A 23495-nucleotide genomic window follows, 5' to 3' on the forward strand; every position below is an offset into this window, starting at 1 on the left:
TTAAAAGTCGGCTTGCTTTAAAACATTTTCCGGGAAATAAATCCAGCTATCTACAATCAAATTCTTGTTATAACAAGTCTGCCGCAAGCTGTGCCAGCTTGGAACGTTCTCCTTTTTCAAGCATAATATGCCCACTGATTCCCTCTTGTTTAAAACGTTCGACAATGTAGGTCAATCCGTTACTTGCGGAATCCAGGTAAGGGTGGTCAATCTGCTCAGGGTCACCCATCAAAATAATTTTACTACCTTCCCCCACCCGGGATACGATCGTTTTTACTTCATGACGAGACAAGTTCTGAGCTTCATCAATAATGATGAATTGGCCGGGAATCGATCTTCCGCGGATATACGTCAGTGCTTCAACTTGGATACTGCCGAGACCCATCAGTATTTTATCTATATCTCCGGCCTTTTTCGTATCAAATAAAAATTCAAGATTATCATAGATCGGCTGCATCCACGGACGAAGCTTCTCTTCCTTTTCCCCTGGCAAATACCCGATGTCCTTGCCCATAGGTACTACAGGACGCGCGATCAGCAGCTTTTTGTATTTGTGATCATCCTCTACTTTCAGCAATCCTGCTGCCAAGGCGAGCAGTGTTTTACCCGTGCCAGCTTTACCCGTTATCGTCACAAGCGGAATATCGTCGTTCAGCAGAAGCTCCAGCGCCATCCGTTGTTGTGCATTTCGGGCGCTGATCCCCCAGACATTATCATTACTGAGGAACAATGGCTCCAGTTTTGTACCTTCAGTATTCACTTTAAGCAAAGCGGATTTGTTCGTACCCATCTCATCTTTCAGAATGACAAATTCATTCGGGTAGAGAGAATAGGACAATTGCAACGGTTTGATCGGCAAGAAACGATATGTGTAAAACTCATCAATGACAGACGGGTGAACTTTCAGCGCTGTATATCCAGGGTACAACTCGCTAAGCCCAGCAGTCCGATCCGATAAGTAATCCTGTGTGTTCAGTCCAAGTACGTCCGCCTTGATCCGTACCAGAACGTCTTTACTGACAAGAACAACTTGTCGCTCCACCACTTCTTTTTCATTCTCTTCAATCTGATAATTCAGCGCGACGGCCAAGATTCGATTGTCATTGGACACTTCCCCGAACATTTCCTGAACTCTCACAAAACTGCGGTGATTAAGCTCAACTTTTAGATTGCCTCCATTCGCAAGAGGTACGCCACTGTGCAAGTGACCCAGTTCCCTGAGTCCATCCAGCAGTCTGGACACGTTGCGTGCATTACGGCCGATCTCATCGGCATTTCTTTTTTTGGAGTCAATCTCCTCCAGTACAACCGCGGGAATGATTACCTCATGTTCTTCAAAGGCAAATATGGCATTGGGGTCATGCAGAAGCACGTTGGTATCCAATACAAAAATCTTTTTCATTCAATCCCCTCCAAAGCGGCGTCGTTAAAGGCATGGGCTGGAACGTGTTCTCGGGAATGACGAAGTTGCTCTTACGAGCCTTCCGTTTCCCCTCATTCCCGAGTTCATCTTGATCGTGTGATCTTCAGCAGCGGCATGGACAATCATGCTCCCATACATAAATGTATTCGACTAGGGCAAAATAATTGTCAACCATTCTGAAAAACTCCAAGAAAGGATGAACATTTATGAAAATGGGGATATGCACGCTGCTTCTAATCTTTGTTCTTACCGGCTGTAATACTTCTACACGTAACGCTTCACAGGAACCGCATGAGATGCATCCTAGAAGTTACGGAGGAAACATAACAACACAGCAAGAAGATCGAATGAATCCTTCACGCTTAGATCACTTCAACGAAAATACGGGCGAGGTACATGATCTCAATGGTGCGGATGATACAGAAATGGGCCGAATGACAAATAAAAAACGAGTGAGTCACCTCAAAGCACTCGCCAAGCAAGTTGAGGGTGTACAGGATGCTAACTGCGTTATACTCGGCAACACAGCAGTTGTCGGCATTGATGTTGATGGTGATCTCGAACGGGCACGCGTTGGCACCATTAAGTATGCCGTTGCAGAAGCTTTGCGCAAAGATCCGGAAGGTGTAGATTCCATCGTAACCGCCGATGCTGATGTCACGGAGCGTATCAAAGAAATTGGTGAGCATATTCGTAAGGGCCATCCCATTTCCGGTTTTGCTTCAGAACTTGCCGATATGGTAGGCCGTATCATTCCACAGCTTCCGAAAGACGTCAAAGTTCGTCAAAACCCGGATGAACCTGCCCAGGATCAGTACATGCAACAACACACATCGGAAAAAAGACAACAAAAAGCCCAGTGATCTCTCACTAGGCTTTTTTCATGGCCGCAAAGACTTGCTCATCGAGCTTCTCAGCAGCACGTTGGTCGTATATTTTGACAAATTGAGGCACAGAGGACAGTTGAGCGCCATAAAACAACGCATTCCTCACCGCTTCAATTCGAATGTCGAAACAGCACATATTAAAGGGTACGTCTTGCAATGGATCTTGTTGCACGGAAGCACGTCCATTGACTGCATACACCATTTCTTCGCCAAAAACAGTAATTGTAACCAGCGGATTGTGTTTCATGTTATTTACCAGACGGGAACGATGATCAATCGCCAAACGAAAAGTTGATGCATTTTCAGCATAAATCCAGGAGATTGCTGTAGAAGTCGGACCTCCAGATTCCACATCCACGGTGTTAAGAAGCACAAAGGTCTCGTCTTTAAATTGCTGTAAAAGCGATTCTGTTAACTGTGTGACGGCTTCGGACATTCAACCAGCCCCCTAACCTTCTTTATGCAATTCTCATCTTGGTTGATGTTATTATATCACACCGCGAACCGAGCTTCCAATCCCCAAAACGATTGCTATTCTTTTGGAGATGACGCTGTGACTTTACCTGAAAGTGTATCTTGCAGTGCCTGTTTGGCATTGGCCAATTCTGTCTCATTGATATATACATAAGGACTTCTCCACTCCCCTGTAACCGGAGTAAAGTGTACATCTGCGGTGGAAATGTTCCAATAGGTTGCTATAAAGTTTTTCATTTGTTCGGATTCCACATCCGTGGTCATATTTTTATCTACCGCACTGATCACTTTGCCAATCTTGGTGATTCCGCCAAGCGACTTCATCTGATCCAGCATGGCATTCATTACCTGGCTCTGACGTTTATTCCGATCAAAATCATTGGACTCCGCCGTCTTTGGCTTACAGTTGGACTTACGATAGCGAACAAAATCAAGTGCTTCTTTTCCGTCCAAGTGCTGAGCTCCTGCCTTCAGATTAATATCTGTATTGTCAGCCGTATCTCGGTAACACATGTTTTTATCCACCGTAACATCTACTCCACCGACAGCGTTTATCGCATCACGAAAAGCCTGAAAATTAAGAACAGTTGTATAGTTAATATCCACACCGAGGTACTTACCCATCATATCCTTCATCTGGTCTTCTGCCTTCTTGCCAGATGTTTTTTCTTGTGTTTTAAACCGCGGATAATAGGCGTTCAGTTTGTTCGACTTATATCCGTCCAGCTGAATACGCGTGTCACGCGGTAAAGATACCACGGTGGCAGTCTTTGTATTCGGATTAAGTGCAGCAACCATCACAACATCTGATAAAAACGTACCTGTTTCGGGACGATTATCTGTACCAAGCAGCAACATCGTAAGCGGTTTGGTTGTAGCCGACATGCCTGGAGGAACGGGTTTATCTATTCCCGTATTCGCAACTTGGTTGTATAGCCAGTACATATATCCCCCACCGACCAGAATACCGATCACAAGCAGGCTGAGGAACACCCTGAAGAATGCGCGCATACGTTTCTTCTTCGGCGCCTTACCCTTACCGCTCTTGTTGCCTGAATTACCGGATGCATTCGAAGGTTGTCTTCGTGGAGGCAGTCCGTTTGAATTTGAAGTCATGTTCTCAACACCTTTATCACATCTGTTTGGTCTACATAAAACACAACCGCTTTCCCAAGGGAAAACGGATGTGTTTATGCATAGACAGCATTATGAGTTTCGAGCGGAAGCTTCCGCTTTTTTCTTTTGACGACCTTCAACGAAATAACGCACGCGCACTAACAACATCAGACCTACAGCTACCAACAAACATTGAATGATGGGCAACTTATCGATCTGAAAAATAAGAAGCATGAACGTACCCATCGCCATCAAGATATACAACACAATTTCCTTACCGATTGGCAATTTCTGACGTACCCGAAAGACCTTGTTATACACGTAAGTAATCAGTACAAAGATGACGATATAGGCGATGATCGGGTGTGATGCAAACCATGCTTGCATGTTAAGGCATCTCCTTTCATGATCATGCTGTACAAAACTCAACCATTGGCGGGACTTTACTGCTGCACAATGAGATTCTTCGTCGCTCGTTCGACCGTTCCGAGATCGGATCGTTCTTTTGATCGCTGTTGTCCCCGAATTTCTGTGAACACTCTATCAAGTGTTGAAATTCGGGGACAAAGGCGAACGCTTCGCTTCTGCAGAATCGATTCCTCTCCCTCCACTACCGTGGCGAGAGACAGGAATCGTTCCATCGTGCAATAATGTCCCTTCAAACATTGACTTTTGTATCTCTTAGAGTAGTGGGTATTACGCGTTATTTTGAGCCATTTTGCGTTGTTTTTCTGCACGCTCACGCTCGGATTTGTTCAAAAGCTTCTTACGAAGACGAATGGATTTCGGCGTGATTTCACAGTACTCATCATCGTTCAAATATTCAAGCGCTTGTTCCAACGAGAAGATAATTGGCGTTTTAATTTTAACCGTATCATCTTTACCGGAAGAACGAACGTTAGTCAGTTGTTTTTCTTTACAGATGTTAACAACGATATCATTGTCACGTGTATGCTCACCAACAATCATACCTTCGTAAATTTCTGTTCCAGGCTCAAGGAAGAGCGTACCACGATCCTCAACACCCATCATTCCGTAGAATGTAGATGTACCCGTTTCCGTTGAGATCAGTACACCTTGGTGACGTCCACCCACTTGACCGGATACGACTGGAGCGTAGCTGTCAAATGCATGGTTCATTACGCCATAACCACGAGTCAATGTGAGGAAGTTCGTGCTATAACCAATCAGACCACGTGCAGGAATCAGGAACTCCAGACGGACTTGACCGCTACCATTGTTGATCATGTTAACCATCTCTGCTTTACGTGCGCCCAGGCTCTCCATGACGGAACCCATGCTTTCTTCAGGGATGTCAATCAACAAGCGCTCAACAGGCTCCATTTTCTTACCGTCAACTTCTTTGATGATAACTTCTGGTTTGGATACTTGGAGCTCATATCCTTCACGACGCATATTTTCAATCAGGATACCAAGGTGAAGTTCACCACGTCCGGAAACGATAAATGCATCCGGGCTCTCTGTTTCTTCTACACGAAGAGATACGTCAGTTTCCAATTCTTTCAACAAACGCTCGCGCAGTTTACGGGAAGTAACCCATTTACCTTCGCGGCCTGCGAATGGACTGTTGTTTACGAGGAATGTCATTTGCAGTGTTGGCTCATCAATTTTCAGAACCGGCAAAGCTTCAGGGTTGTTCGGATCAGCAATCGTTTCACCGATGTTGATATCCTTAATACCTGCGATCGCCACGATGTCACCTGCGCCAGCTTCCTCTGTCTCTACACGTTTCAGACCTTGGAAACCGAACAGTTTCTCGATACGAGCTGTTTTGCTTTTGCCATCACGCATAATAACAGTAACGGATTGGCCTTGACGGATCACACCGCGGTTTACACGACCGATAGCGATACGTCCAAGGTATTCATTGTAGTCCATCAGCGTAACGAGGAATTGCAGTGGCTCTTCAACGTTCTCTGTTGGATGAGGGATATGACTTACGATGGTATCGTAGATCGCCATCATGTTGTCATCTTGTTTGGCAGGATCGTCTTCCATGCTGGATGTTCCGTTCAATGCGGAAGCATATACAACAGGGAATTCAAGTTGTTGATCGTTGGCACCCAGTTCGATGAACAGGTCAAGTACTTCATCAATAACCTCAGCCGGACGAGCCGCTGGACGGTCAATTTTGTTTACAATTACGATTGGAGTCAGGTTGTGCTCCAGTGCTTTACGAAGTACGAACTTCGTTTGTGGCATGCAGCCCTCATAAGCGTCAACAACGAGCAATACGCCGTCAACCATTTTCATGATACGTTCTACTTCACCACCGAAGTCGGCGTGTCCAGGTGTATCTACAATGTTAATCAGGTAATCTTTATACGTTATAGCCGTGTTTTTGGCCAAAATCGTAATACCGCGTTCACGCTCCAAATCGTTGGAGTCCATTGCGCGCTCCTGTACAGTCTCGTGGTCACGGAATGTACCGGATTGCTGGAGCAACTTGTCGACGAGTGTTGTTTTCCCGTGGTCGACGTGGGCAATAATCGCAATATTGCGAATGTGTTCTCTTGAATGCATGGTTTGTATCCATATCCTTTCCAATTTCAATTCTTATCTACTAAACTTCCCGCAAAATCGCAGGTTACTCACAAAATAAGCGTCGGTGATAACCCGACGCATGTCTATATCCCTTATATTATAGTTTATCATAGGTAAAAATCAAGATATTTCGCTCGAAAACTCCATTGGTTAAGACCGGAGATGTTTACCATCCCCTGCCTCGGCCTATACGCCCTCGCCCAGCAAGCAACCAGACTCCACCCAAAATAAGCAGAACAGCAAGTACATAAATGATCCCTGTCTGTAACAGCGTAAACGCCAACAATACGATGGATACCGCTCCGATAATTAGGGCAGCAGGATAGACAAATTCGGGTCTTCGCCGCTCAACTGCACCATATCCAAGCAAGCCGACAGCTATTCCAAGCAATAGGATTGGCCACAAATTTCTCATTAGCCCGGCTCCCCATATGTTCGTTATGCTGAACAGTACACCATACACCGTGAGAACTCCCGCAGGCATTAACGACCAGGACGGCGCAATTCGGGCATAAAACAATGCATAAAGAGCAATACCTGGCAGCAATAGCAACAGAGGCCAGAAATTTCGACCAATAAACCCAAACACTCCTAATTTACCGAGCAAAATGACAAGACCAGCAACTACAATAAATAATCCGATCGCTCTTTCATTCTTCATTATAATCACCTCTGTTTTCGTTAATTATGTAATTCCGAACTATGCTGACTCTCCCAGTACTAAACACATTTTGAATTGTAAAAACAAGCTATAACCTGATGTTAACAGTGTATCTGATGTTTCCACAAAAAACTATACTGATGTCGAAAATGAGTCGTCCTAACTTAAGCGAAATATACATTATGCCTCCAACCTTAATCTGTATTCCCCTTAGAGACACCATATATAATATCAGATAAACTTACGATACGAAGATTACTTCCCCTCTTCATTGCTCTATCCTTTATCGTTCACATGCGAAAAAAAACGCCGACTCTTCTTCGCGCCCCCTCAGGCAGGTCTAAAAACAGAAAAGGTATCCCTTATGGGATACCTCTCAAACAAAAAGCAAATTCCAACTCATGTTGTCATCTAAGTATTTCGGCGAACGAATCTATGTGCCCCTCCCGCCGCTATAACCAGACAAGCTAAAGCTGCTGGCAACATTGCATGAGCCTGTGCTGCCATTCCGCCCAGCCACTCCCCTAGCTTCGGGTCTCTCATCAACATTTCTCCTGCGGTAAACGCAAGTATTCCTGATCCCGCATACACCAGAATCGGAAAGCGTTTGAGCAGTCCCACAATGACACCACTACCCCATACTACAATAGGAATACTAATAGCAATCCCGATAACAATTAGAGCGAGGTCTCCATCCGCCAATGCAGCAATCGCTAATACATTATCCAGACTCATCACAAAATCAGCAACTAATATTGTCTGAATCGCTTTCCAGGTTGTGGATGCGTTACGGATATGTACCTCTTCATCGTTTTGAAGCAGCAGCTTCAGCGCAATCCAGAACAATAACAACCCGCCTGCCGCCTGAATAAAAGGAATCCCCAGCAACAGTACAGCCGCGAAAGTAAGTATGCAACGTAGAAGTACTGCACCAAGTGCTCCCCACCATACTGCTTTTTTACGTTGAGCTGGAGGTAAATCTTTGCTCGCCATTGCAATGACAACCGCGTTATCGCCACTCAATACCAGATTGATCATTAAAATTTGTGTTAACAGCCATAGCGTATCCATCTCCTCATCCCCCCACTCTAACTTGTATGTGAAAGATGTACATGCTATTCTTAGTGTTTGAAGAATATATAAGGAGTGACATATCACATGGAGCTACTTAGTCCAACATTCTGGCTGTCTTTGTTGAATGTTGTCTTTATTGATCTGATCCTGGCTGGCGATAATGCCATCGTCATTGGTCTTGCAGCTAGAAATCTCCATCCTTCCGTGCAAAAAAAGGCGATCCTGTTCGGCACAGGCGGTGCACTTCTCATTCGGATTGCAGCCACCGTCGTTGTATTATGGTTGCTCAAAGTGCCTTGGCTCTTACTCGCAGGAGGCCTACTCCTGGTCTGGATTGCCTATAAACTGCTGGCAGATCAGGGAGATGAGCACAATGACATTCAAGCCGATACTTCCCTCTGGGCCGCTGTTCGTACAATCATCATTGCGGATGCAGCCATGGGACTAGACAATGTGATTGCCGTAGCGGGGGCTGCGCAACAACATCTGGTACTTGTTATCCTCGGATTGCTGATCAGTGTCCCGATTATCGTTTGGGGTAGCACCTTGTTCATCAAACTGATGAACCACTTTCCCTGGATTATCTATGTTGGCGCTATGGTACTAGGTTATACTGCTGCAAATATGATTACTGAAGAGAAACGGATTATGCCTTTTTTCACGGAGCATCCGGCAATCCGCATCCTGTTCATCGCTGTAGTGATTGGAGGTGTTGTTTTTCTTGGTTACCGTAAACGAACTACAAGTAAGAAAGCCCAAGCTAAACAGCAACGTTCCTATTCATAGACGAGCCAAGGAAATAGAGGCAATACAAGCAATTCATTTACGAAATAACGTCTCACAAAAAGAACAGGACTACCCCCTTCTCACCTTGGTTAGTCCTTTTCTTTTTGTGTTCTATTTACATTTCATTTGTTATGTCTACCTCTAATTTGGCATGCCCCAAATAACCACCACATTTAAAACCAGTCATCCTTCATTTCACTGTTCTCTGGCTGCCCCGTCAATACTGAAGCTTCCCCGGCATACAAAGTTATCGTTTCTGTCTGTTCTACCGCTTGATCCAGCCATTCCGGCAGATGGCTCATCGTTGCTTCGATTTTATCCACAATCCGCAGATTCGGGTTGGTGGATGGTGATTTTGGAACAAACAATGTACAGCAATCTTCATAAGGCAGAATCGAGATATCATACGTTCCAATCTGTTTGGAAAGTGAAATAATCTCCTGCTTGTCCATCATGACCAGCGGTCTCAGCAGAGGCAGGTCCGTAGCGCGGCCGATGACATTCATGCTCGGAAGGGTTTGGCTTGCCACCTGACCCAGACTATCACCAGTAATCAGCGCGAGAGCACGTTCACGTTCTGCCAGCTTGGTGGCAATTCGTAGCATGGAACGCCGCATTAAGGTAATAATCAGATTATCTTGACCCAACTGGGTGAATGCGGTCTGAATCTCTGTAAATGGAACCAGGTGTAATTTGATCGAACCCGCGTGATCTGCAAGCGCACGGGCAAGATCAATCACTTTTTCTTTGGCCCGCTGACTGGTAAAAGGATAACTATAAAAATGCACACACTCGACTTCGAGTCCCCGGCGCATGGAAGACCATGCAGCTACGGGACTGTCTATCCCTCCAGACAAGAGGACCATTGCCTTGCCATTTGTTCCAAGCGGGAATCCGCCTGCGGCAGGAATGACTTCACTGAAAATATAAGTGCCTTGTTCCCGGATTTCTACACGTAACTCGATATCAGGGTCACGCACATCGACCTTCAACTGCTGAAATTTGCGCAGAATCGGTGAACCGACGAGATGATTTGTTTCATGAGAAGAATGCGGGAAGGCCTTCCACACTCGACGCGCGTTTACCTTGAAGGTCGTGACTTCACCGAATTCTTCAGCTCGTTCATCCATAAACGCAACCGCAGTTTGAACAATTTCGTCAATCTCGGAAGGTGTTACTTTCACAGGACTGATAGACGCTACACCAAATACACGTTTGAGCACGGGAATAAGCTGTGTGTGGGATTCACCACCAAGATCCACGTAGACTCGTCCGTATTCTTTACGCAGACTTGCTCCTGGATAAGGCTTAAGCAGTGCCTTGACTTGAGTGATGATCGTTTTCTCAAATCGCGCACGATTTTTTCCTTTTAACATAAACTCTCCAAAACGGAGAAGTAGCATATCATAATTCAACATTTAATTTACATCCGCCTTTCGAGTGGCCGTAATTGTGCCACCATCTGATGCAGTGCCTTTTCCAGCATGGCTGCATCCTCTTCTGTATGTTCGTCACCGAAACTAATTCGCAATCCCCCAGCGGCACAGGCAACATCTCTTCCCATGGCAAGCAGCACCCGGCTTGGCTCAGCCGAACGCGAGGAGCATGCCGACTGGGTAGACACCGTACAGCCAAGTTGCTCCAGGGTATGCAAGGCTACTTCTGCTTTCATAGCAGGATAGGAAAAATGTACAATATGTGGCGCTCCGTCATGCGTACTGTTGAGCTCGAGCTCCGGGATAGCAGCAATCGTCTTCATCACCCGGTCTCGAAGTATGCGAATTTGACTCGAAAAATCAATCTGCCTTTCTGTTGCGATTCGCATTGCCTTGGCCATACCCACAATCAGAGCCGTATTCTCTGTGCCTGCTCTTAGCCCATGCTCCTGTGAGCCACCGGATAGCAGTGGTATAAGCTCTACGCCACTTCTCACATAGAGGAGCCCGGCACCTTTCGGCCCACGGATTTTATGAGCGGACAAACTGTACAGATCCGCTTTCCATTTGGCTGGTGCAACGTGCACTTTTCCGAAACCTTGTACGCCATCTACATGAAAAAGAACCCGTGGCGCGTTTTTTTTGAGCAGATTACCAATCTCTTCTACCGGATGAATCGCACCCGTCTCATTGTTCACATGCATCAGACTAACAAGCACGGTGTCCGAACGAACAGCTTTTAGTACCTGCTCAGCAGTAACGACACCTCTTGAATCTACAGGGATAAAGGTTACATCCCATCCCCATTGCTGTAACTGCAACACACTCTCATACACAGACGCGTGCTCCGTTGCCGTAGTTATAATATGTTTTCCCCGTGAACGATACCGAAGTGCAGCCCCCTTAATCGCGAGGTTATTACTCTCCGTTGCTCCGGATGTAAATACGATTTCATCTGCTTTTACACCGATTGTGGCTGCACAGCCTATCCGCGCTCGGCGTAGTAATTGATCTGCACGTTCACCGTATCCATGAATCGACGACGCATTTCCGAACTGTGTTTCCATAATTTCCGCCATCGTGCGAACCACATCGGGATATGGAGGAGTCGTTGCAGCATAATCAAAATATTTCAAAACAAGGTGCACCTTCCTTATTCGTTCGTTCATTAACCTATAGTGAGCATTGTACCACGATCTCCGTACAACACAAAAAAAAGACCAACTGAAAGTAGGCAATGAAGGCCTGCCTTTTAAGCTGGATCTCTTTGTTTGGGACATGCTCAGAAGATGTCCATTTTAGATCGAATATTTGGAACGAGCCCGTTCAACTTTGGTAATATAATTTTGCGTCTCCACAGGCAACAAATGGAGCATGCTCATCAGTTCATTATCATTGGTAACGCCCAGTCTGGACAACCGACCTGGGCCAGCATTATAGGCTGCCAAAGCCATTTTCTCCTGCCCGCCAAAACGCTGAAGCTGAAGGGATAAATATTTGGTGCCTGCATCGATATTTTGACCCGGGTCGAAGGAGTCACTCACACCAAGTCCGGCTGCCGTACCATCCATTAATTGCATCAGCCCCTTCGCACCTGCCGAAGAGACAACATTCGGATTAAAACCCGATTCTGTATCGATGACCGCTTTGATTAAAGATTCAGGGACCCCGTACTTCGCACTGGCCTGTGAGATCAGTGATTCGAAATCCGTAGGCACGGATTTGCCGGAATCAGCTTGTCCTGTATTACTCAAAGCAAACAGTGAATCCAGATTACCTGCTTGGGAGGAACCCGTAATATTCGTATCCGGACTATAGGTACTGCCAAGCTGCAGCCACAACAAACCGTCATTGGATCGCTTAGAGGTCGAAGTTTGATTTTCCGCATCGCTCAGACTACGATTATCCGCATTTAACAATCCATCCATCATATTTGAAAAGTCAGTCGTCGAACCAGTTGGCACAGCTGATCCGTTTGTTTGATTATTGATATTGGACAATTGCAACTCCAATAATTGCCGCGAATTGCGTGGATCAATTTGCATGAGTTAATTCCACTCCCGTTTCATTCAAGCTAGATGACTTTATTCTACATGGTTTTACAGACAGGTTCCATCATTTTCATAAAAAATAGCTGATTAGACGTTAAAAATATGCGCAAATGTGAAAAAAACCTTCTGATTCACCATAAGGAAGTGAATACAGAAGGCTTTTCTATTGTCCTGAGATCCGAGGATAACTCTCCCATCCCATGAACGAATGTCCGCTTTTTTTAACGTGCAAAAGGAATCATAAAAAAGTAACTCAGTGTAGCGACGATACCTAGTCCGATGGACCAGGCTCCTGCTGTCTTGCGTCCATTCACATAAGCATAATAACCAAGTACAGCCGCAGCGGGACCCAATACAATGGACCACATGAACAACGACGCGATACCAAAAGCAAGACCCATATACCCTGCAACACGGCCTGTGGATTCCATTACACGATCAGCCTCATGTTTCTGCGGTACTGCATCTGAATCGACACGGTTGCTCTCCCTGGTTCGCACGGTTGCTCTCGGCGTAATCTCCGCACCGTATTCCTCACGATATGCTTTTCTTGGATAATCCACACGCTGGCGCTGTTGTTGGCTCTGCGATTCTGTGTTGTAACGATCCAAATGTTCGTCATTGAAATCATCATTCTTCACGTGAAAGCACCTCCGTTAATGGATTGGATGACTGCTTACTTGGGTCTGAATGTGTGACAGCATGTTGCTGAAGAGGTACGCGCATGATCATGATGATCGGAGTCAAAAGTCTCTCCGGCAAATTCCTCATGCAGACGACGGGTAGCGTGCTGGTCAATGTCAATCATGATGGCATCGGCCTGGCAAAAGTTGTTTTCTCCCCAGAAATGACAGTTGGAAACGCTGCATTTGACAATTGGTTTGTCATGGCTCATTTTTTATCACCTCGACATCTAATGTTCCCACGCGCCAAATCCGATATTCTTCGCCGAAATGCCAGATGATAACATGTATCAGGATACGTATTTATCTAAAGCCATTCAGTTCGAAACGAACGTTCCATCCTTACATCCAAACAAAAAAAACCGCCACAAGGGCGGTCTGTCTGTTACGAAATATTAGGCGTGGTTACGTTGGCTTTGCATACGACGCTGGGTCAGATAATCACTCTCGTAATAGGCCAAGTCGTCACGAAGTTCTTCATAAGTCTTGGAAATTTCCAAAATGACGTCGCGTACAGCCCGAATCGGCTTATCACGGAAACGGATGGCATCCTGACCTGTGTAAGCATATCTTCCGTCCTCAGAGTAGCACTCATTTTTCGGATAGAAAAAGCTGTTCACACTTTGGTGATACGTATTATAAAGAGCCTTTTCGGCAAATTCGACATCAAAGTTGGCACGACGCAGCACAACGCCAAGTTTTTCGTAAGAAACTTCAGAAAAAACGAGCAAATGACGGAGATCTGAAAGGAAACCTTTGTAGAAGGCGGTTGACTCCTCCGTCTGGTTCTGATCCAGTTCAGGCAAAGCATTTTCATTCAAAAACTTTTCGATCCGATCGATCGCCGGTTTTAACTTTTCTCTGGTTGACTCACATGTTTTTTGTACATTGGCTGCTGACATAAAGGTAGCTCCCCCTTAAATAAGTCCTTACATTTTTACATCTAGGTAGGCCAAACCATGTTTGTTTCCTGACCTTTTGAATACTCAGATATAATCCTACCATAAAAAGTTGACGAGCGGTATCCCTTAATCGTGCTTTCCATTCCTGTCATGATATATGCTTCGGAACATGCAATGACTCGAAACTCTTTTGTATAAAAATATGTGCTTCTCCTAACGATAACTACATCCGTGACAACGACGATGCGTTCAAGCACGCCGTATAAGTCATTGTCCAAAATGAACGAGGAGGTTCTGTCTTATGTCCAGACCAAGGTGGATCAACTGGGCTCTCGCAGCAGGTGCGGGCGCCTTAGCGCTGACCTTACTGCTTCCAACATCCAATCGTACCGTACCCAAGCCAAGCGCTATGCAGGAGAATCCTCAGAAGGAACATGCAAGTAAACAGCGTTTGAAAGTTCAGGATATCAAAGCCACCGATCTGCTGACCCGTGTAGATGCCAAACAGCACCTCGGGATCATACTGGATAAAACGAACACGATGACAGATGCACAGGTGACCCGTTATATGAAAGATCTTCAAGATTCACACGGGCACATGCGGTCTATTCAATTAATGAATATGGATGACTCATCGAGTAAACGATTTGATCGTGCGTTCAAAGAAGGCAGTAAACTGGAGCAACAAAAATTATCTCATGCAATGAATTTGGCAAAAAAAGCGGTACACAAGCGTCAAAGCTTCGAGTCCTCTTCGTTTCCACTTGGAAAAGAAAAATACTTTGTCATGGGACAACCCTCCAAGGATGGCAAACGAGCCATCATCGCTCTGTTTAGTCAAAGTGTATTAAATGCCGTGGAAGAGCATCAGCGTAAAAATTTGCGGATGATTCCTTATCCACGTGAAGGGAAATTCAAAATCGAATCGGTTCATCCCGACACATTAAACGAAATCACGGTAAAAACAGGGCATGACAACGCCAATGCAAGCCATTTTTACGAAAATGAAATCGTCATTCGTTTCCGGCAAGATCCGGGTGAACGAGATATGCGCATCATTCGTTCTGACGTGAAAACGCAGTCTGCTCGCAAGCTCGGTTATACGTATGTTTTTCGGTCTGAAACGATGAATTATAAACAATTGCGAGAATATTTCGGAAGTAAATGGAATCCGCTGTATATGGAACCCCACTATATGTACTTAACCAATGAAACGGCCACTGAACAACCGGATGTACCTATCCCTAACGATGTACTGTTCTCGGATTATCAGTGGAATCTGCCTGCCATTGAGACAAATCGCGGGTGGAATATTACGAAGGGCAACAAAGATGTTATCGTAGCCGTGGTAGATACAGGTGTTGATGTGAATCACCCGGATCTCAAAGGAAAATTGCTCGAGGGGTACAATGTCGTGAATCCGGGCAACAAACCGCTCGATGATGTCGGTCATGGTACCCATGTTGCCGGTATCATCGGAGCGATTGTAAACAATAACGAAGGTGTAGCTGGTATGAGCTGGTACAATAAGGTGCTTCCTGTAAAAGTACTGGACAACTCGGGATCAGGTACAACGTATGCGGTTGCTGAGGGCATCATTTGGGCAGCCGATCATGGCGCCAAAGTCATTAATATGAGTCTTGGTAACTATGCGGACGCTCAATTTCTCCATGATGCTATTAAATACGCTTTTGACCGGGATATCGTACTTATCGCTGCAACCGGCAACGATAATACCGAGCGCCCAGGATATCCTGCTGCTTATCCCGAAGTTTTTGCAGTCTCTGCTACAGACCCGGATATGAATAAAGCCTCTTACTCCAACTATGGAGACTATGTGGATGTCATGGCTCCCGGATCAAGTATTGCCAGTACGTACCCGGACAATCAGTACGCTGCTCTGTCAGGCACATCCATGGCTAGTCCGCACGTCGCAGCACTTGCAGGATTAATTCGCTCGTTGAACCCGGATCTGACCAATACGGAGGTTATGGATCTGATGCGGCAAAGTGTAATTGATCTAGGGGAACCCGGCCATGATAAGTACTACGGTTATGGTCAGATCGATGTATACAAAGCGTTGCAAGCCGCATCGGGAAGCAGTGCTCCGTTACAGTTCTGGCCTCAGCATGTCAGACAGCAGATGGATAACACGATGAAAAAATATATCCAATAATATCTTATTTAATAACCTTAACTTATGGGATAAGCGTTAATCTCCAGGTTATTCGGACATCAGAGTGGACTGTGTACGTTTTCCTGGTCGAATTATACCAAAAACAAAAGCAGCTGCGCCCCGGGGCGTATGCTGCTCTTTGGTTTGTTCTTTTTCCCGGGGCGTTAACTGCGATTAGCGTTTGCGAGAAGTCGAGCGGGCTTTGCTTGATTTTTTCACGGATTTTTTCTTATGACTGGATACATACATTGGACCTTCTTCTCTGATAACAACGGGGTACATATGATGAGGTATTGGAACACAGTGATGTTGCTTCACAACTTCAATCGGGTGGATTACAGGTACGATCTGTGGAATGTAATAATCCTGAACAACCTGAATCGGGTCACATACAATCGGTGAAACTTGCGGACAACAATGGTTCATTTCAAACCAACTCCCTTTCAAGTGATACTATAACCTATTGCAATGAACCCGATGTGGTATGGATGGATGTCCATATTCTAAAAAATTAAATGAGCGGTAGCCTGTCCGCCGTTGCCCCAACTTGTTGTGATGAGACCCTCTCAATGACAGTACACAGAATTCGAAGCCCTTGCTTCAGCGCTTCACTACTCGTCACAGTGAAACATATCCGTAAACTCGTTGTGTCACTTTCCGCAACATAACAGGCTGAACCAGGCAAAAAAGACACGCCAGCAGCGAGAGACTGCCGATGCAGTTCATGCATGTCCATATTCCCCTGCAATTCGAGCCACAAATTAAGCCCTCCCTCAGGAAGACGCCACTGCATCTCGTCCGTTGCATACTGCTCGAGCACCTCTGAGGCAACACACAAGCGCGAGTAGAGTTCTTCTCGGAGCTGATAAACGTAAGTGTCATACTGTTCCTGAATATAAGCCTGAATTGCTTTCTGAGTTAATAACGGACTCCCAAGATCGGCCGTAGACTTCGCGGCCACAAGCCGGGTAAGCACACTTCCATCGGCTATAGCACAAGCTATACGGCAACCGGGGGAGAGTACTTTGCTGAAACTTTTAATGTAAACCACATGCCCCGCTCTATCCATGGACTTAATCGAAGCCGGTGGAGGCTCACGAAAGTATAAATCTGCAAACGGATCATCTTCCAGAATGAGGCAGTGATAACTTTGTGCGATATTTAGCAATTGGGCCCGTCTTTGAGTACTCATCGTCACACCTGTCGGATTGTGATATGTAGGGATCGTATAGATTAACTTGGGCGGGTATGTATCACACAAGCGGGTAAGCAGATCGATACGCATACCTTCATTGTCCATAGGAACGGTAATGATTTTGGCTCCTCGACTCGTGAACACATCTATAGCCCCTGTATACGTTGGTGCCTCCATATATACGACATCTCCAGGACCGATAAATGTACGAGCTACCAGATCAATCCCCTGCTGTGCTCCGCTTGTAATTAACATTCTTTCGGGCGTAACTTGCAGTCCGCGAGAAGCAAAATGTGTTGCAAAAGTCTGTCTTAGTTCCCAATCCCCCTGAAATGATCCATAGGCCGCCATGCGCTCTGCATGATCTGAGGACAAGTGATAGGCGCTATTGATAATATCACGCGTAGGTAATAACTCAGGCTGAATCGCTGACATATGCAGTTCATATCGGACTTGAGGGGATGCGTCAAAATGTCTCCACAGTTGTGCTCTGGGTAAATAATCTACCAGTGTCATCTGCCAGTTCAACGAAACACCGGAGTCGCTGGTGCTCATTTTGCTATGGGCAACTGCTTCTCTGGACATTTGATCCGAAGGCTCTGTTCCCCTTACATAACAGCCTTTTCCCTGAGAGCAACGAACGAGTTGTATAGCCTCCAGTTCCGCATATGCTTTAGTTACAGTTACCAAACTAACGCCTAAATCAGCGGTCATCTTACGAACAGATGGCAACCTCGTTCCCGGTTCAATCAAACCTGAGCGGATACGATCTGCAATGGTCAGAGCAATCTGCATATATAATTTGGTACTGCTTCCCCTTTTAAGCTCAATATGCATGTCTACTCATCCCCCTAACTGTTATGATCGTTGTTTTACTGTTATAGTGCGCTACGTCTAATATAGTTTATAATATCAGTATAACAGTGAATAACAGGAGATGAGAATAATATGAGTACACCTTGGTCTAAAATGGCACAAAACACCCCGTCCTCTGTCGTTCGCGACATGTTGCAGGCTGCTCAGGCACCTGGAATGATATCACTTGCTGGTGGATTGCCAGCACAGACTTCATTTCCACTGGAAGCTATACGCCTGGCGTATGAAAAAGTATTTATGAGCGGATCAGCCGCTCTTCAATATGCTGAAACGGAAGGTTACCGTCCTCTTCGTGTCAAAATCGCCGAGCGTCTGGAATCGAAAGGACTTGCGGCCTCACCTGATCATATGCTTTTGACTACTGGATCACAGCAATCAATTGATCTCATCTGCCGAATTCTTTTAGATCCCGGTGATCGCGTGCTCGTGGAATCACCCACTTATCTAGCTGCCTTGCAAGTCATTCAATCCTATCAAGGAGTATCTTATGGAGTCGCTTGTGATGATCACGGCATGTTGCCTGAATCACTCGAGGAACAGCTTCAGTTGCATCGTCCTAAACTCGTCTACATTAACCCAACGTTCTCCAATCCGACAGGAAAAGTCTGGTCACGGGAAAGAAGACAACAAGCCGTAGATTTGTGCCGTAAATATGGTGTACTTATTCTGGAAGATGACCCTTACGGCGAAATCCGCTTTAACCCGGAACAGCTGGACGTACCCGCTCTCGCTGCACTCGATGCCGCTTCCTATGAAGGACCATCTAACGTGATTTACACCAGCACCTTTTCCAAAACAGTAGCCCCAGGTCTTCGTACAGGCTGGATTCTGGCTGCTCCCGACATTGTCAAAATCGCTGCTCGGGCCAAACAAGGCGCAGATTTGCATTCGAGTAGCATTGATCAGCGGGCACTCCATGCCTTGCTTGAGACCTTTGATTTGGATGGCCACATTCGCCACATCTCTCAGGACTATGAAGAGCGCATGAAAAAACTAACCACACTCATGGCTTCTAAATCCTGGGATGGCATTACATGGAACTCCCCACAAGGCGGAATGTTCCTATGGCTACAATTACCTGAAGGTATGCTCGCCAGCAATCTATTTACTTATGGCATTCAGGAAAAAGTGTGCATCGTGCCTGGAGATTCCTTCTATGCCGGCACGCCAGAGCTTAACCGGATGCGTATCAACTTTACTCATACTGACCCTGAACTTCTTCCTGAGGCCGTGGAGCGAATGGATCGCGCGATTCAGCGCTGGCATGCTTCCAATCAATCAGACCATGTCGTTACCATGTAACTGATCGGTAAAGCATGAAAACTGTAATCATCTGTAATTGATCACCATAACAGTTGACCGCTTATTCCATATATGGGATAGGCGGTTTTCCTTAAAGACAAAAAAATAAGGCGGCAAATTCGTTAATCCGAATCTGCTGCCTTATTTTATATAACCTGTCCCGTCGTGAACAGGAACATTTCATTTTAAAAGTTGTTGTTGCAGTTAGGAAAGCTTACCGTAAGCCGGGTTCTGTGCTCTTCGTGGTTCAAACGGGAACTACCCTCCCACCAGAAGCGACAATCATCTATCTAGGCCATGCATTGCTACACAGCTCAAGCGACCAACCTAGACACACCTCGGGCTAAGGCTGTCTCCTCCAAAGAGGCGACCGTGTCCCATTAGGTCTTGCTCCAGATGGGGTTTACCAGGAACGAAGTCACCAGCGTTCCTCGGGGTCTCTTACACCTCGGTTCCATCCTTGCCTGTGCCGGGAAACCCGGCCATCGGCGGTCCATTTCTGTGGCACTATCCTTCAACTCGCGCTGACTGGACGTTATCCAGCATCCTGCCCTGTGGAGCCCGGACTTTCCTCTCGTGGCAACAAAGGCCACCAGCGATTGTCTGTCAAGCTTTCCGAACAACATTACATAGTATACAGGCATTTGCTGTCCTACACAAGCTAAATATTAATGGAAATCAGGCTACATGCTCTCTCTTTTACAAGAAACGAAATACTTCAGTATCCACCTCGGATGCAGTGACCTGTGTCTCGTATCGCTGATCGGCTAGTCGGCCACGAAGCCAATCTGCTGTTTTAGGTTTCATGATCTTCTCCGTGTTATGACCCGGATCAATAATGCACATCCCTGCCATCAACGCGTCATGTGCCGTGTGGTAATCAATATCTCCGGTTACAATGACATCCGCACCCTTGAAACGTGCAGTGAGCACATAACGACTACCCGAGCCGCCTAGCACAGCCGCTTTCTTGATTCTTTTGTTCAAATCACCGACAACGCGCACATGAGGCACATTTAATTGGGCTTTCACGACCTCTACCAGCTCGCCAAGTGTTTTAGATTCCCGAAGAGGACCAAGACGTCCTAGGCCAAGTGTACGCCCTTTTAAATCCATTGCATAAAGGTCATATGCCACTTCTTCATAGGGATGCGCCTTTAACATCGCCTGAATGACCTTGCCCCGCAAACTTTGAGGTACAACCGTTTCAATCCGCATTTCTTCCACACGTTCCAACTGTCCCTGTGATCCGATAAAAGGCTGAGTCCCTTCACCAGGTACAAATGTGCCTGTTCCTTCGGTGCTAAAACTGCATTTATTATATTGACCGATACTACCTGCTCCAGCTTCCAAAATCGCCTGCAGTACCTGCTCATGATGCGTCCTAGGCACAAATACCGCCAGCTTGTACAACTGATCTGTGTGCACATCCTCGAGCGCTTCCTTGCTCTCAATGCCAAGCGCCTCAGCCATCCAGTCATTGATACCACCTTCAGCCACGTCGAGATTCGTATGACTGATGTAAACCGCGATGTCATGCTTGATCAGCTTTTCATACAATTTGCCCATAGGCGTATCGGTGCTGAGTGATTTTACGGGACGGAAAATAATAGCATGATGGGCAATAATCAGATTGGCTCCGATCCGAATTGCTTCATCCACAACCTCATTCGTGACATCCAACGCTACAAGCACATGGGTAATGTCCTTTTGCAGACTTCCCAGCTGCAAGCCAATACGGTCGTCGGGTACTGCCAGATGTTTAGGAGCAAGTTGCTCCATCCATTGAATTACGGTTTGACCTTTGGCAAACATGCCAATACCTCCTTCAAACTCATGATAAGCTGTTCCACCTCTGCTGCTTTGTCTCTGGAAGAATCCTGATCGGACTTGGAGATGGACTGTACCACACTCTGTAATTTAAGTATCTCACTTTCCCATTTGGCAAAAAATACGTCTGTTGCACGGTCCACCAAGTACGGCCCCATACGCAGTAGCAAATCTTCAGTTAACTCCACGTCACCCTGTAACGGGCGAGCACGATATACCTCTTCATTCGTGATTGGGCTGCTTGCTTGCGGCATTGCGGTAATAATTTCATAAATCTTGCCATCCTCTTCAAGAAGTTGCTCAGCCACGACAACCCAATGATGCTGAAGTAGCCAGCGTCGCAAAATATCCTCGCCTACATTGGGTTGCAGAATCAGAAGCTGTACACCTTCCAGTTTGGAGATTCCCCGGTCTAAAATGGAGGCGATCAGTGCGCCGCCCATGCCAGCAATGGTAATTACATCAACCTCTCCAGCAGTAATGACATCGAGACCATCTCCACGACGTACCGTGATTTGCGATTGAAGTCCGGCATCACTGACCTGTTTAGAAGCCGCATCATAAGGACCCGGATTGACTTCCCCAGCGATTGCACTCACCGCTTTTCCACTTCGGATTGCAGCGACGGGTAGTAAAGCATGGTCTGATCCAATATCCGCCAGCCGACTACCTTCAGGAATTTGGTCATGTATTTGTTGTAATCGATTCGAAAGTTTCATGGGGCACCTACACCATTCATTTAATTTATTGATTTGCATTGCGTAAAGAAAAGCGATAAAATAAAATCCAATCAAACATTTCAAGGATGAATTTCCAAAAGAAAGAAATCTAACCGTTCAAATTAAAACGAAAGGAGACCCCGCCGCCGCCAAAGCGTCTCGCAGAAAGTCTCCCACAGTTTAATTATTCGAGGAAATCCTTAAGTCGTTTGCTTCGACTCGGGTGACGCAATTTACGAAGAGCCTTGGCTTCAATCTGACGAATACGCTCACGAGTAACACCAAAAACTTTACCAACTTCTTCAAGTGTTCTCGTACGTCCATCGTCCAGACCAAAACGCAGACGAAGAACATTTTCTTCACGCTCCGTCAATGTGTCCAGAACATCTTCAAGCTGCTCTTTCAAAAGCTCATAGGCAGCAGCATCTGCTGGAGCCAATGCTTCCTGGTCCTCGATGAAATCACCCAGATGGGAATCGTCTTCTTCACCAATTGGTGTTTCCAAGGAAACCGGTTCTTGAGCAATCTTTGTAATCTCACGCACTTTTTCTACGCTTAGATCCATCTCCGCAGCGATTTCTTCAGGAGTCGGTTCGCGTCCAAGTTCCTGCAATAGTTGACGGGATACCCGAATCAGCTTATTAATGGTTTCTACCATGTGCACAGGGATACGGATCGTACGTGCTTGGTCAGCAATTGCACGTGTAATCGCCTGACGAATCCACCATGTCGCATACGTACTGAACTTGTAACCCTTTTTATGGTCAAACTTCTCTACCGCTTTAATCAGACCCATGTTACCTTCCTGAATCAGATCCAGGAACAGCATTCCGCGTCCTACATAACGTTTCGCAATACTTACAACGAGACGAAGGTTCGCTTCAGCCAGACGGCGCTTCGCTTCTTCATCCCCGTTTTCGATCCGTTTTGCGAGTTGCACCTCGTCATCAGCTGACAACAACGGTACACGTCCAATCTCCTTGAGGTACATCCGCACAGGGTCATTAATTTTGATACCAGGAGGCAAGCTTAGATCATCATCAAAGTGGAACTCATCGTCTCCCTCTCGACCATTGTTTTCGGAATCCTCGCTAGGACGAAGGGTTACCTCTTCATCATTTTCGTTAACAACATCAATACCGAGATCACTGAGTTGTTCGTAAAACTCATCCATTTGTTCTGCATCCTGCTCAAACGGAGAAAGTTTCTCAATAATTTCCTTATAGTTGAGTGAAGCTCTTTTCTTACCTGATTCAATCAATTGATCTTTAACCTGATCCAGTGTCAATTCTGTTTCTAGTTCAGTATGCTGATCATTCGCCATAACTCGACTCCCTCC

At 46.0% G+C, this 23495-nt stretch carries 23 protein-coding genes and 1 other RNA gene; 4 read left to right on the top strand and 20 right to left on the bottom strand.

Going from position 1 to position 23495, the window contains the following annotated elements; genetic code table 11:
- Positions 1 to 67: 67 nt before the first annotated feature.
- Entirely contained in the window at positions 68 to 1402 is a 1335-nt protein-coding gene (locus MHI38_RS07575; protein ID WP_090923774.1) for a PhoH family protein, read from the bottom strand.
- Between the two features lie 227 nt (positions 1403 to 1629).
- On the opposite strand from MHI38_RS07575, the gene MHI38_RS07580 reads away from it, so the two are divergent.
- On the top strand, positions 1630 to 2286 hold the full coding sequence (locus tag MHI38_RS07580; protein WP_154888075.1) for a YhcN/YlaJ family sporulation lipoprotein: 657 nt from the start codon (positions 1630 to 1632) through the stop codon (positions 2284 to 2286).
- A 7-nt stretch (positions 2287 to 2293) separates the two neighbouring features.
- Here MHI38_RS07580 and MHI38_RS07585 read toward each other — a convergent pair whose 3' ends face one another.
- The 7 genes from MHI38_RS07585 to MHI38_RS07615 all read right to left on the bottom strand — a co-directional run bounded on the left by MHI38_RS07585 (position 2294) and on the right by MHI38_RS07615 (position 8197).
- A complete protein-coding gene (locus tag MHI38_RS07585; RefSeq protein ID WP_090923776.1) occupies positions 2294 to 2746 on the bottom strand; it encodes a pyridoxamine 5'-phosphate oxidase family protein in 453 nt (150 codons plus the stop codon).
- 95 nt (positions 2747 to 2841) lie between these two features.
- Positions 2842 to 3900, bottom strand: a complete 1059-nt coding sequence (locus tag MHI38_RS07590; RefSeq protein WP_154957772.1) for an LCP family protein — start codon at positions 3898 to 3900, stop codon at positions 2842 to 2844.
- A 90-nt stretch (positions 3901 to 3990) separates the two neighbouring features.
- A complete protein-coding gene (locus tag MHI38_RS07595; protein WP_090923778.1) occupies positions 3991 to 4287 on the bottom strand; it encodes a YlaH-like family protein in 297 nt (98 codons plus the stop codon).
- Positions 4288 to 4343: 56 nt separating this feature from the next.
- The gene (locus tag MHI38_RS07600) at positions 4344 to 4541 is read right to left on the bottom strand and encodes a hypothetical protein (protein WP_222592167.1); all 198 of its coding nucleotides are present in this window, start codon (positions 4539 to 4541) and stop codon (positions 4344 to 4346) included.
- A 55-nt stretch (positions 4542 to 4596) separates the two neighbouring features.
- Positions 4597 to 6444: a translational GTPase TypA gene (typA, locus tag MHI38_RS07605; protein WP_090923779.1), complete on the bottom strand. Its 1848-nt coding sequence runs from the start codon at positions 6442 to 6444 to the stop codon at positions 4597 to 4599.
- A gap of 187 nt (positions 6445 to 6631) precedes the next feature.
- The gene (locus MHI38_RS07610) at positions 6632 to 7132 is read right to left on the bottom strand and encodes a hypothetical protein (protein ID WP_154888630.1); all 501 of its coding nucleotides are present in this window, start codon (positions 7130 to 7132) and stop codon (positions 6632 to 6634) included.
- Between the two features lie 405 nt (positions 7133 to 7537).
- Entirely contained in the window at positions 7538 to 8197 is a 660-nt protein-coding gene (locus tag MHI38_RS07615; RefSeq protein ID WP_154888068.1) for a TerC family protein, read from the bottom strand.
- An 87-nt stretch (positions 8198 to 8284) separates the two neighbouring features.
- Here MHI38_RS07615 and MHI38_RS07620 point away from each other — a divergent pair, with 87 nt between their 5' ends.
- Positions 8285 to 8986, top strand: coding sequence for a TerC family protein (locus MHI38_RS07620; protein ID WP_154888066.1), 702 nt, complete (start codon positions 8285 to 8287; stop codon positions 8984 to 8986).
- A 173-nt stretch (positions 8987 to 9159) separates the two neighbouring features.
- Here the strand turns inward: MHI38_RS07620 and thiI are convergent, their stop codons facing one another.
- The 6 genes from thiI to MHI38_RS07650 all read right to left on the bottom strand — a co-directional run bounded on the left by thiI (position 9160) and on the right by MHI38_RS07650 (position 14058).
- A complete protein-coding gene (gene thiI / locus MHI38_RS07625; RefSeq protein ID WP_154888627.1) occupies positions 9160 to 10401 on the bottom strand; it encodes a tRNA uracil 4-sulfurtransferase ThiI in 1242 nt (413 codons plus the stop codon).
- A gap of 8 nt (positions 10402 to 10409) precedes the next feature.
- Entirely contained in the window at positions 10410 to 11558 is a 1149-nt protein-coding gene (locus tag MHI38_RS07630) for a cysteine desulfurase family protein (protein ID WP_341181121.1), read from the bottom strand.
- A 162-nt stretch (positions 11559 to 11720) separates the two neighbouring features.
- The gene (locus MHI38_RS07635) at positions 11721 to 12467 is read right to left on the bottom strand and encodes a lytic transglycosylase domain-containing protein (RefSeq protein WP_221788938.1); all 747 of its coding nucleotides are present in this window, start codon (positions 12465 to 12467) and stop codon (positions 11721 to 11723) included.
- Positions 12468 to 12694: 227 nt separating this feature from the next.
- A complete protein-coding gene (locus tag MHI38_RS07640; protein ID WP_445667206.1) occupies positions 12695 to 13114 on the bottom strand; it encodes a hypothetical protein in 420 nt (139 codons plus the stop codon).
- Positions 13115 to 13149: 35 nt separating this feature from the next.
- Positions 13150 to 13368, bottom strand: coding sequence for a DUF1540 domain-containing protein (locus MHI38_RS07645; protein WP_090914705.1), 219 nt, complete (start codon positions 13366 to 13368; stop codon positions 13150 to 13152).
- A 183-nt stretch (positions 13369 to 13551) separates the two neighbouring features.
- A complete protein-coding gene (locus MHI38_RS07650) occupies positions 13552 to 14058 on the bottom strand; it encodes a YpuI family protein (RefSeq protein ID WP_090914707.1) in 507 nt (168 codons plus the stop codon).
- A 301-nt stretch (positions 14059 to 14359) separates the two neighbouring features.
- On the opposite strand from MHI38_RS07650, the gene MHI38_RS07655 reads away from it, so the two are divergent.
- Complete coding sequence (locus tag MHI38_RS07655; RefSeq protein ID WP_341181122.1) at positions 14360 to 16234, top strand: S8 family peptidase; 1875 nt, start codon at positions 14360 to 14362, stop codon at positions 16232 to 16234.
- A gap of 174 nt (positions 16235 to 16408) precedes the next feature.
- On the opposite strand, the gene MHI38_RS07660 is transcribed toward MHI38_RS07655, so the two are convergent.
- Positions 16409 to 16660, bottom strand: coding sequence for a hypothetical protein (locus tag MHI38_RS07660; protein ID WP_123062555.1), 252 nt, complete (start codon positions 16658 to 16660; stop codon positions 16409 to 16411).
- An 85-nt stretch (positions 16661 to 16745) separates the two neighbouring features.
- Positions 16746 to 18266 carry a MocR-like pyridoxine biosynthesis transcription factor PdxR gene (gene pdxR / locus MHI38_RS07665; protein WP_341181123.1) on the bottom strand — a complete coding sequence of 507 codons (1521 nt, stop codon included), beginning with the start codon at positions 18264 to 18266 and terminating at the stop codon, positions 16746 to 16748.
- Positions 18267 to 18377: 111 nt separating this feature from the next.
- Here pdxR and MHI38_RS07670 point away from each other — a divergent pair, with 111 nt between their 5' ends.
- Complete coding sequence (locus MHI38_RS07670) at positions 18378 to 19607, top strand: aminotransferase-like domain-containing protein (protein WP_341181124.1); 1230 nt, start codon at positions 18378 to 18380, stop codon at positions 19605 to 19607.
- A 205-nt stretch (positions 19608 to 19812) separates the two neighbouring features.
- On the opposite strand, the gene rnpB is transcribed toward MHI38_RS07670, so the two are convergent.
- The 4 genes from rnpB to rpoD form a co-directional block, all read right to left on the bottom strand.
- An RNA gene (gene rnpB / locus MHI38_RS07675) (RNase P RNA component class A) lies at positions 19813 to 20222 on the bottom strand.
- A gap of 84 nt (positions 20223 to 20306) precedes the next feature.
- Positions 20307 to 21422, bottom strand: a complete 1116-nt coding sequence (locus MHI38_RS07680; protein ID WP_221788933.1) for a Nif3-like dinuclear metal center hexameric protein — start codon at positions 21420 to 21422, stop codon at positions 20307 to 20309.
- Entirely contained in the window at positions 21398 to 22156 is a 759-nt protein-coding gene (locus MHI38_RS07685) for a tRNA (adenine(22)-N(1))-methyltransferase (protein WP_221788932.1), read from the bottom strand. Before MHI38_RS07685 ends, MHI38_RS07680 begins: the two co-directional genes overlap by 25 nt.
- Positions 22157 to 22340: 184 nt before the next feature.
- Positions 22341 to 23480 carry an RNA polymerase sigma factor RpoD gene (rpoD, locus tag MHI38_RS07690; RefSeq protein ID WP_154888049.1) on the bottom strand — a complete coding sequence of 380 codons (1140 nt, stop codon included), beginning with the start codon at positions 23478 to 23480 and terminating at the stop codon, positions 22341 to 22343.
- Positions 23481 to 23495 lie beyond the last annotated feature (15 nt).

It is taken from the genome of Paenibacillus sp. FSL K6-1558 (assembly GCF_038002565.1).
Taxonomy (GTDB): domain Bacteria; phylum Bacillota; class Bacilli; order Paenibacillales; family Paenibacillaceae; genus Paenibacillus; species Paenibacillus polysaccharolyticus.

What these genes read in the sequence shown, in the direction of transcription:
- MHI38_RS07650 (WP_090914707.1), bottom strand. Translation starts at nt 14,058, where the DNA reads ATGTCAGCAGCCAATGTACAAAAAACATGTGAGTCAACCAGAGAAAAG.
- MHI38_RS07655 (WP_341181122.1), top strand. Translation starts at nt 14,360, where the DNA reads ATGTCCAGACCAAGGTGGATCAACTGGGCTCTCGCAGCAGGTGCGGGC.
- MHI38_RS07680 (WP_221788933.1), bottom strand. Translation starts at nt 21,422, where the DNA reads ATGTTTGCCAAAGGTCAAACCGTAATTCAATGGATGGAGCAACTTGCT.
- MHI38_RS07590 (WP_154957772.1), bottom strand. Translation starts at nt 3,900, where the DNA reads ATGACTTCAAATTCAAACGGACTGCCTCCACGAAGACAACCTTCGAAT.
- MHI38_RS07595 (WP_090923778.1), bottom strand. Translation starts at nt 4,287, where the DNA reads ATGCAAGCATGGTTTGCATCACACCCGATCATCGCCTATATCGTCATC.
- rpoD (WP_154888049.1), bottom strand. Translation starts at nt 23,480, where the DNA reads ATGGCGAATGATCAGCATACTGAACTAGAAACAGAATTGACACTGGAT.
- MHI38_RS07575 (WP_090923774.1), bottom strand. Translation starts at nt 1,402, where the DNA reads ATGAAAAAGATTTTTGTATTGGATACCAACGTGCTTCTGCATGACCCC.
- pdxR (WP_341181123.1), bottom strand. Translation starts at nt 18,266, where the DNA reads ATGCATATTGAGCTTAAAAGGGGAAGCAGTACCAAATTATATATGCAG.
- typA (WP_090923779.1), bottom strand. Translation starts at nt 6,444, where the DNA reads ATGCATTCAAGAGAACACATTCGCAATATTGCGATTATTGCCCACGTC.
- MHI38_RS07660 (WP_123062555.1), bottom strand. Translation starts at nt 16,660, where the DNA reads ATGAACCATTGTTGTCCGCAAGTTTCACCGATTGTATGTGACCCGATT.
- MHI38_RS07635 (WP_221788938.1), bottom strand. Translation starts at nt 12,467, where the DNA reads ATGCAAATTGATCCACGCAATTCGCGGCAATTATTGGAGTTGCAATTG.
- MHI38_RS07600 (WP_222592167.1), bottom strand. Translation starts at nt 4,541, where the DNA reads ATGGAACGATTCCTGTCTCTCGCCACGGTAGTGGAGGGAGAGGAATCG.
- MHI38_RS07585 (WP_090923776.1), bottom strand. Translation starts at nt 2,746, where the DNA reads ATGTCCGAAGCCGTCACACAGTTAACAGAATCGCTTTTACAGCAATTT.
- MHI38_RS07685 (WP_221788932.1), bottom strand. Translation starts at nt 22,156, where the DNA reads ATGAAACTTTCGAATCGATTACAACAAATACATGACCAAATTCCTGAA.
- MHI38_RS07615 (WP_154888068.1), bottom strand. Translation starts at nt 8,197, where the DNA reads ATGGATACGCTATGGCTGTTAACACAAATTTTAATGATCAATCTGGTA.
- MHI38_RS07670 (WP_341181124.1), top strand. Translation starts at nt 18,378, where the DNA reads ATGAGTACACCTTGGTCTAAAATGGCACAAAACACCCCGTCCTCTGTC.
- MHI38_RS07620 (WP_154888066.1), top strand. Translation starts at nt 8,285, where the DNA reads ATGGAGCTACTTAGTCCAACATTCTGGCTGTCTTTGTTGAATGTTGTC.
- MHI38_RS07580 (WP_154888075.1), top strand. Translation starts at nt 1,630, where the DNA reads ATGAAAATGGGGATATGCACGCTGCTTCTAATCTTTGTTCTTACCGGC.
- MHI38_RS07645 (WP_090914705.1), bottom strand. Translation starts at nt 13,368, where the DNA reads ATGAGCCATGACAAACCAATTGTCAAATGCAGCGTTTCCAACTGTCAT.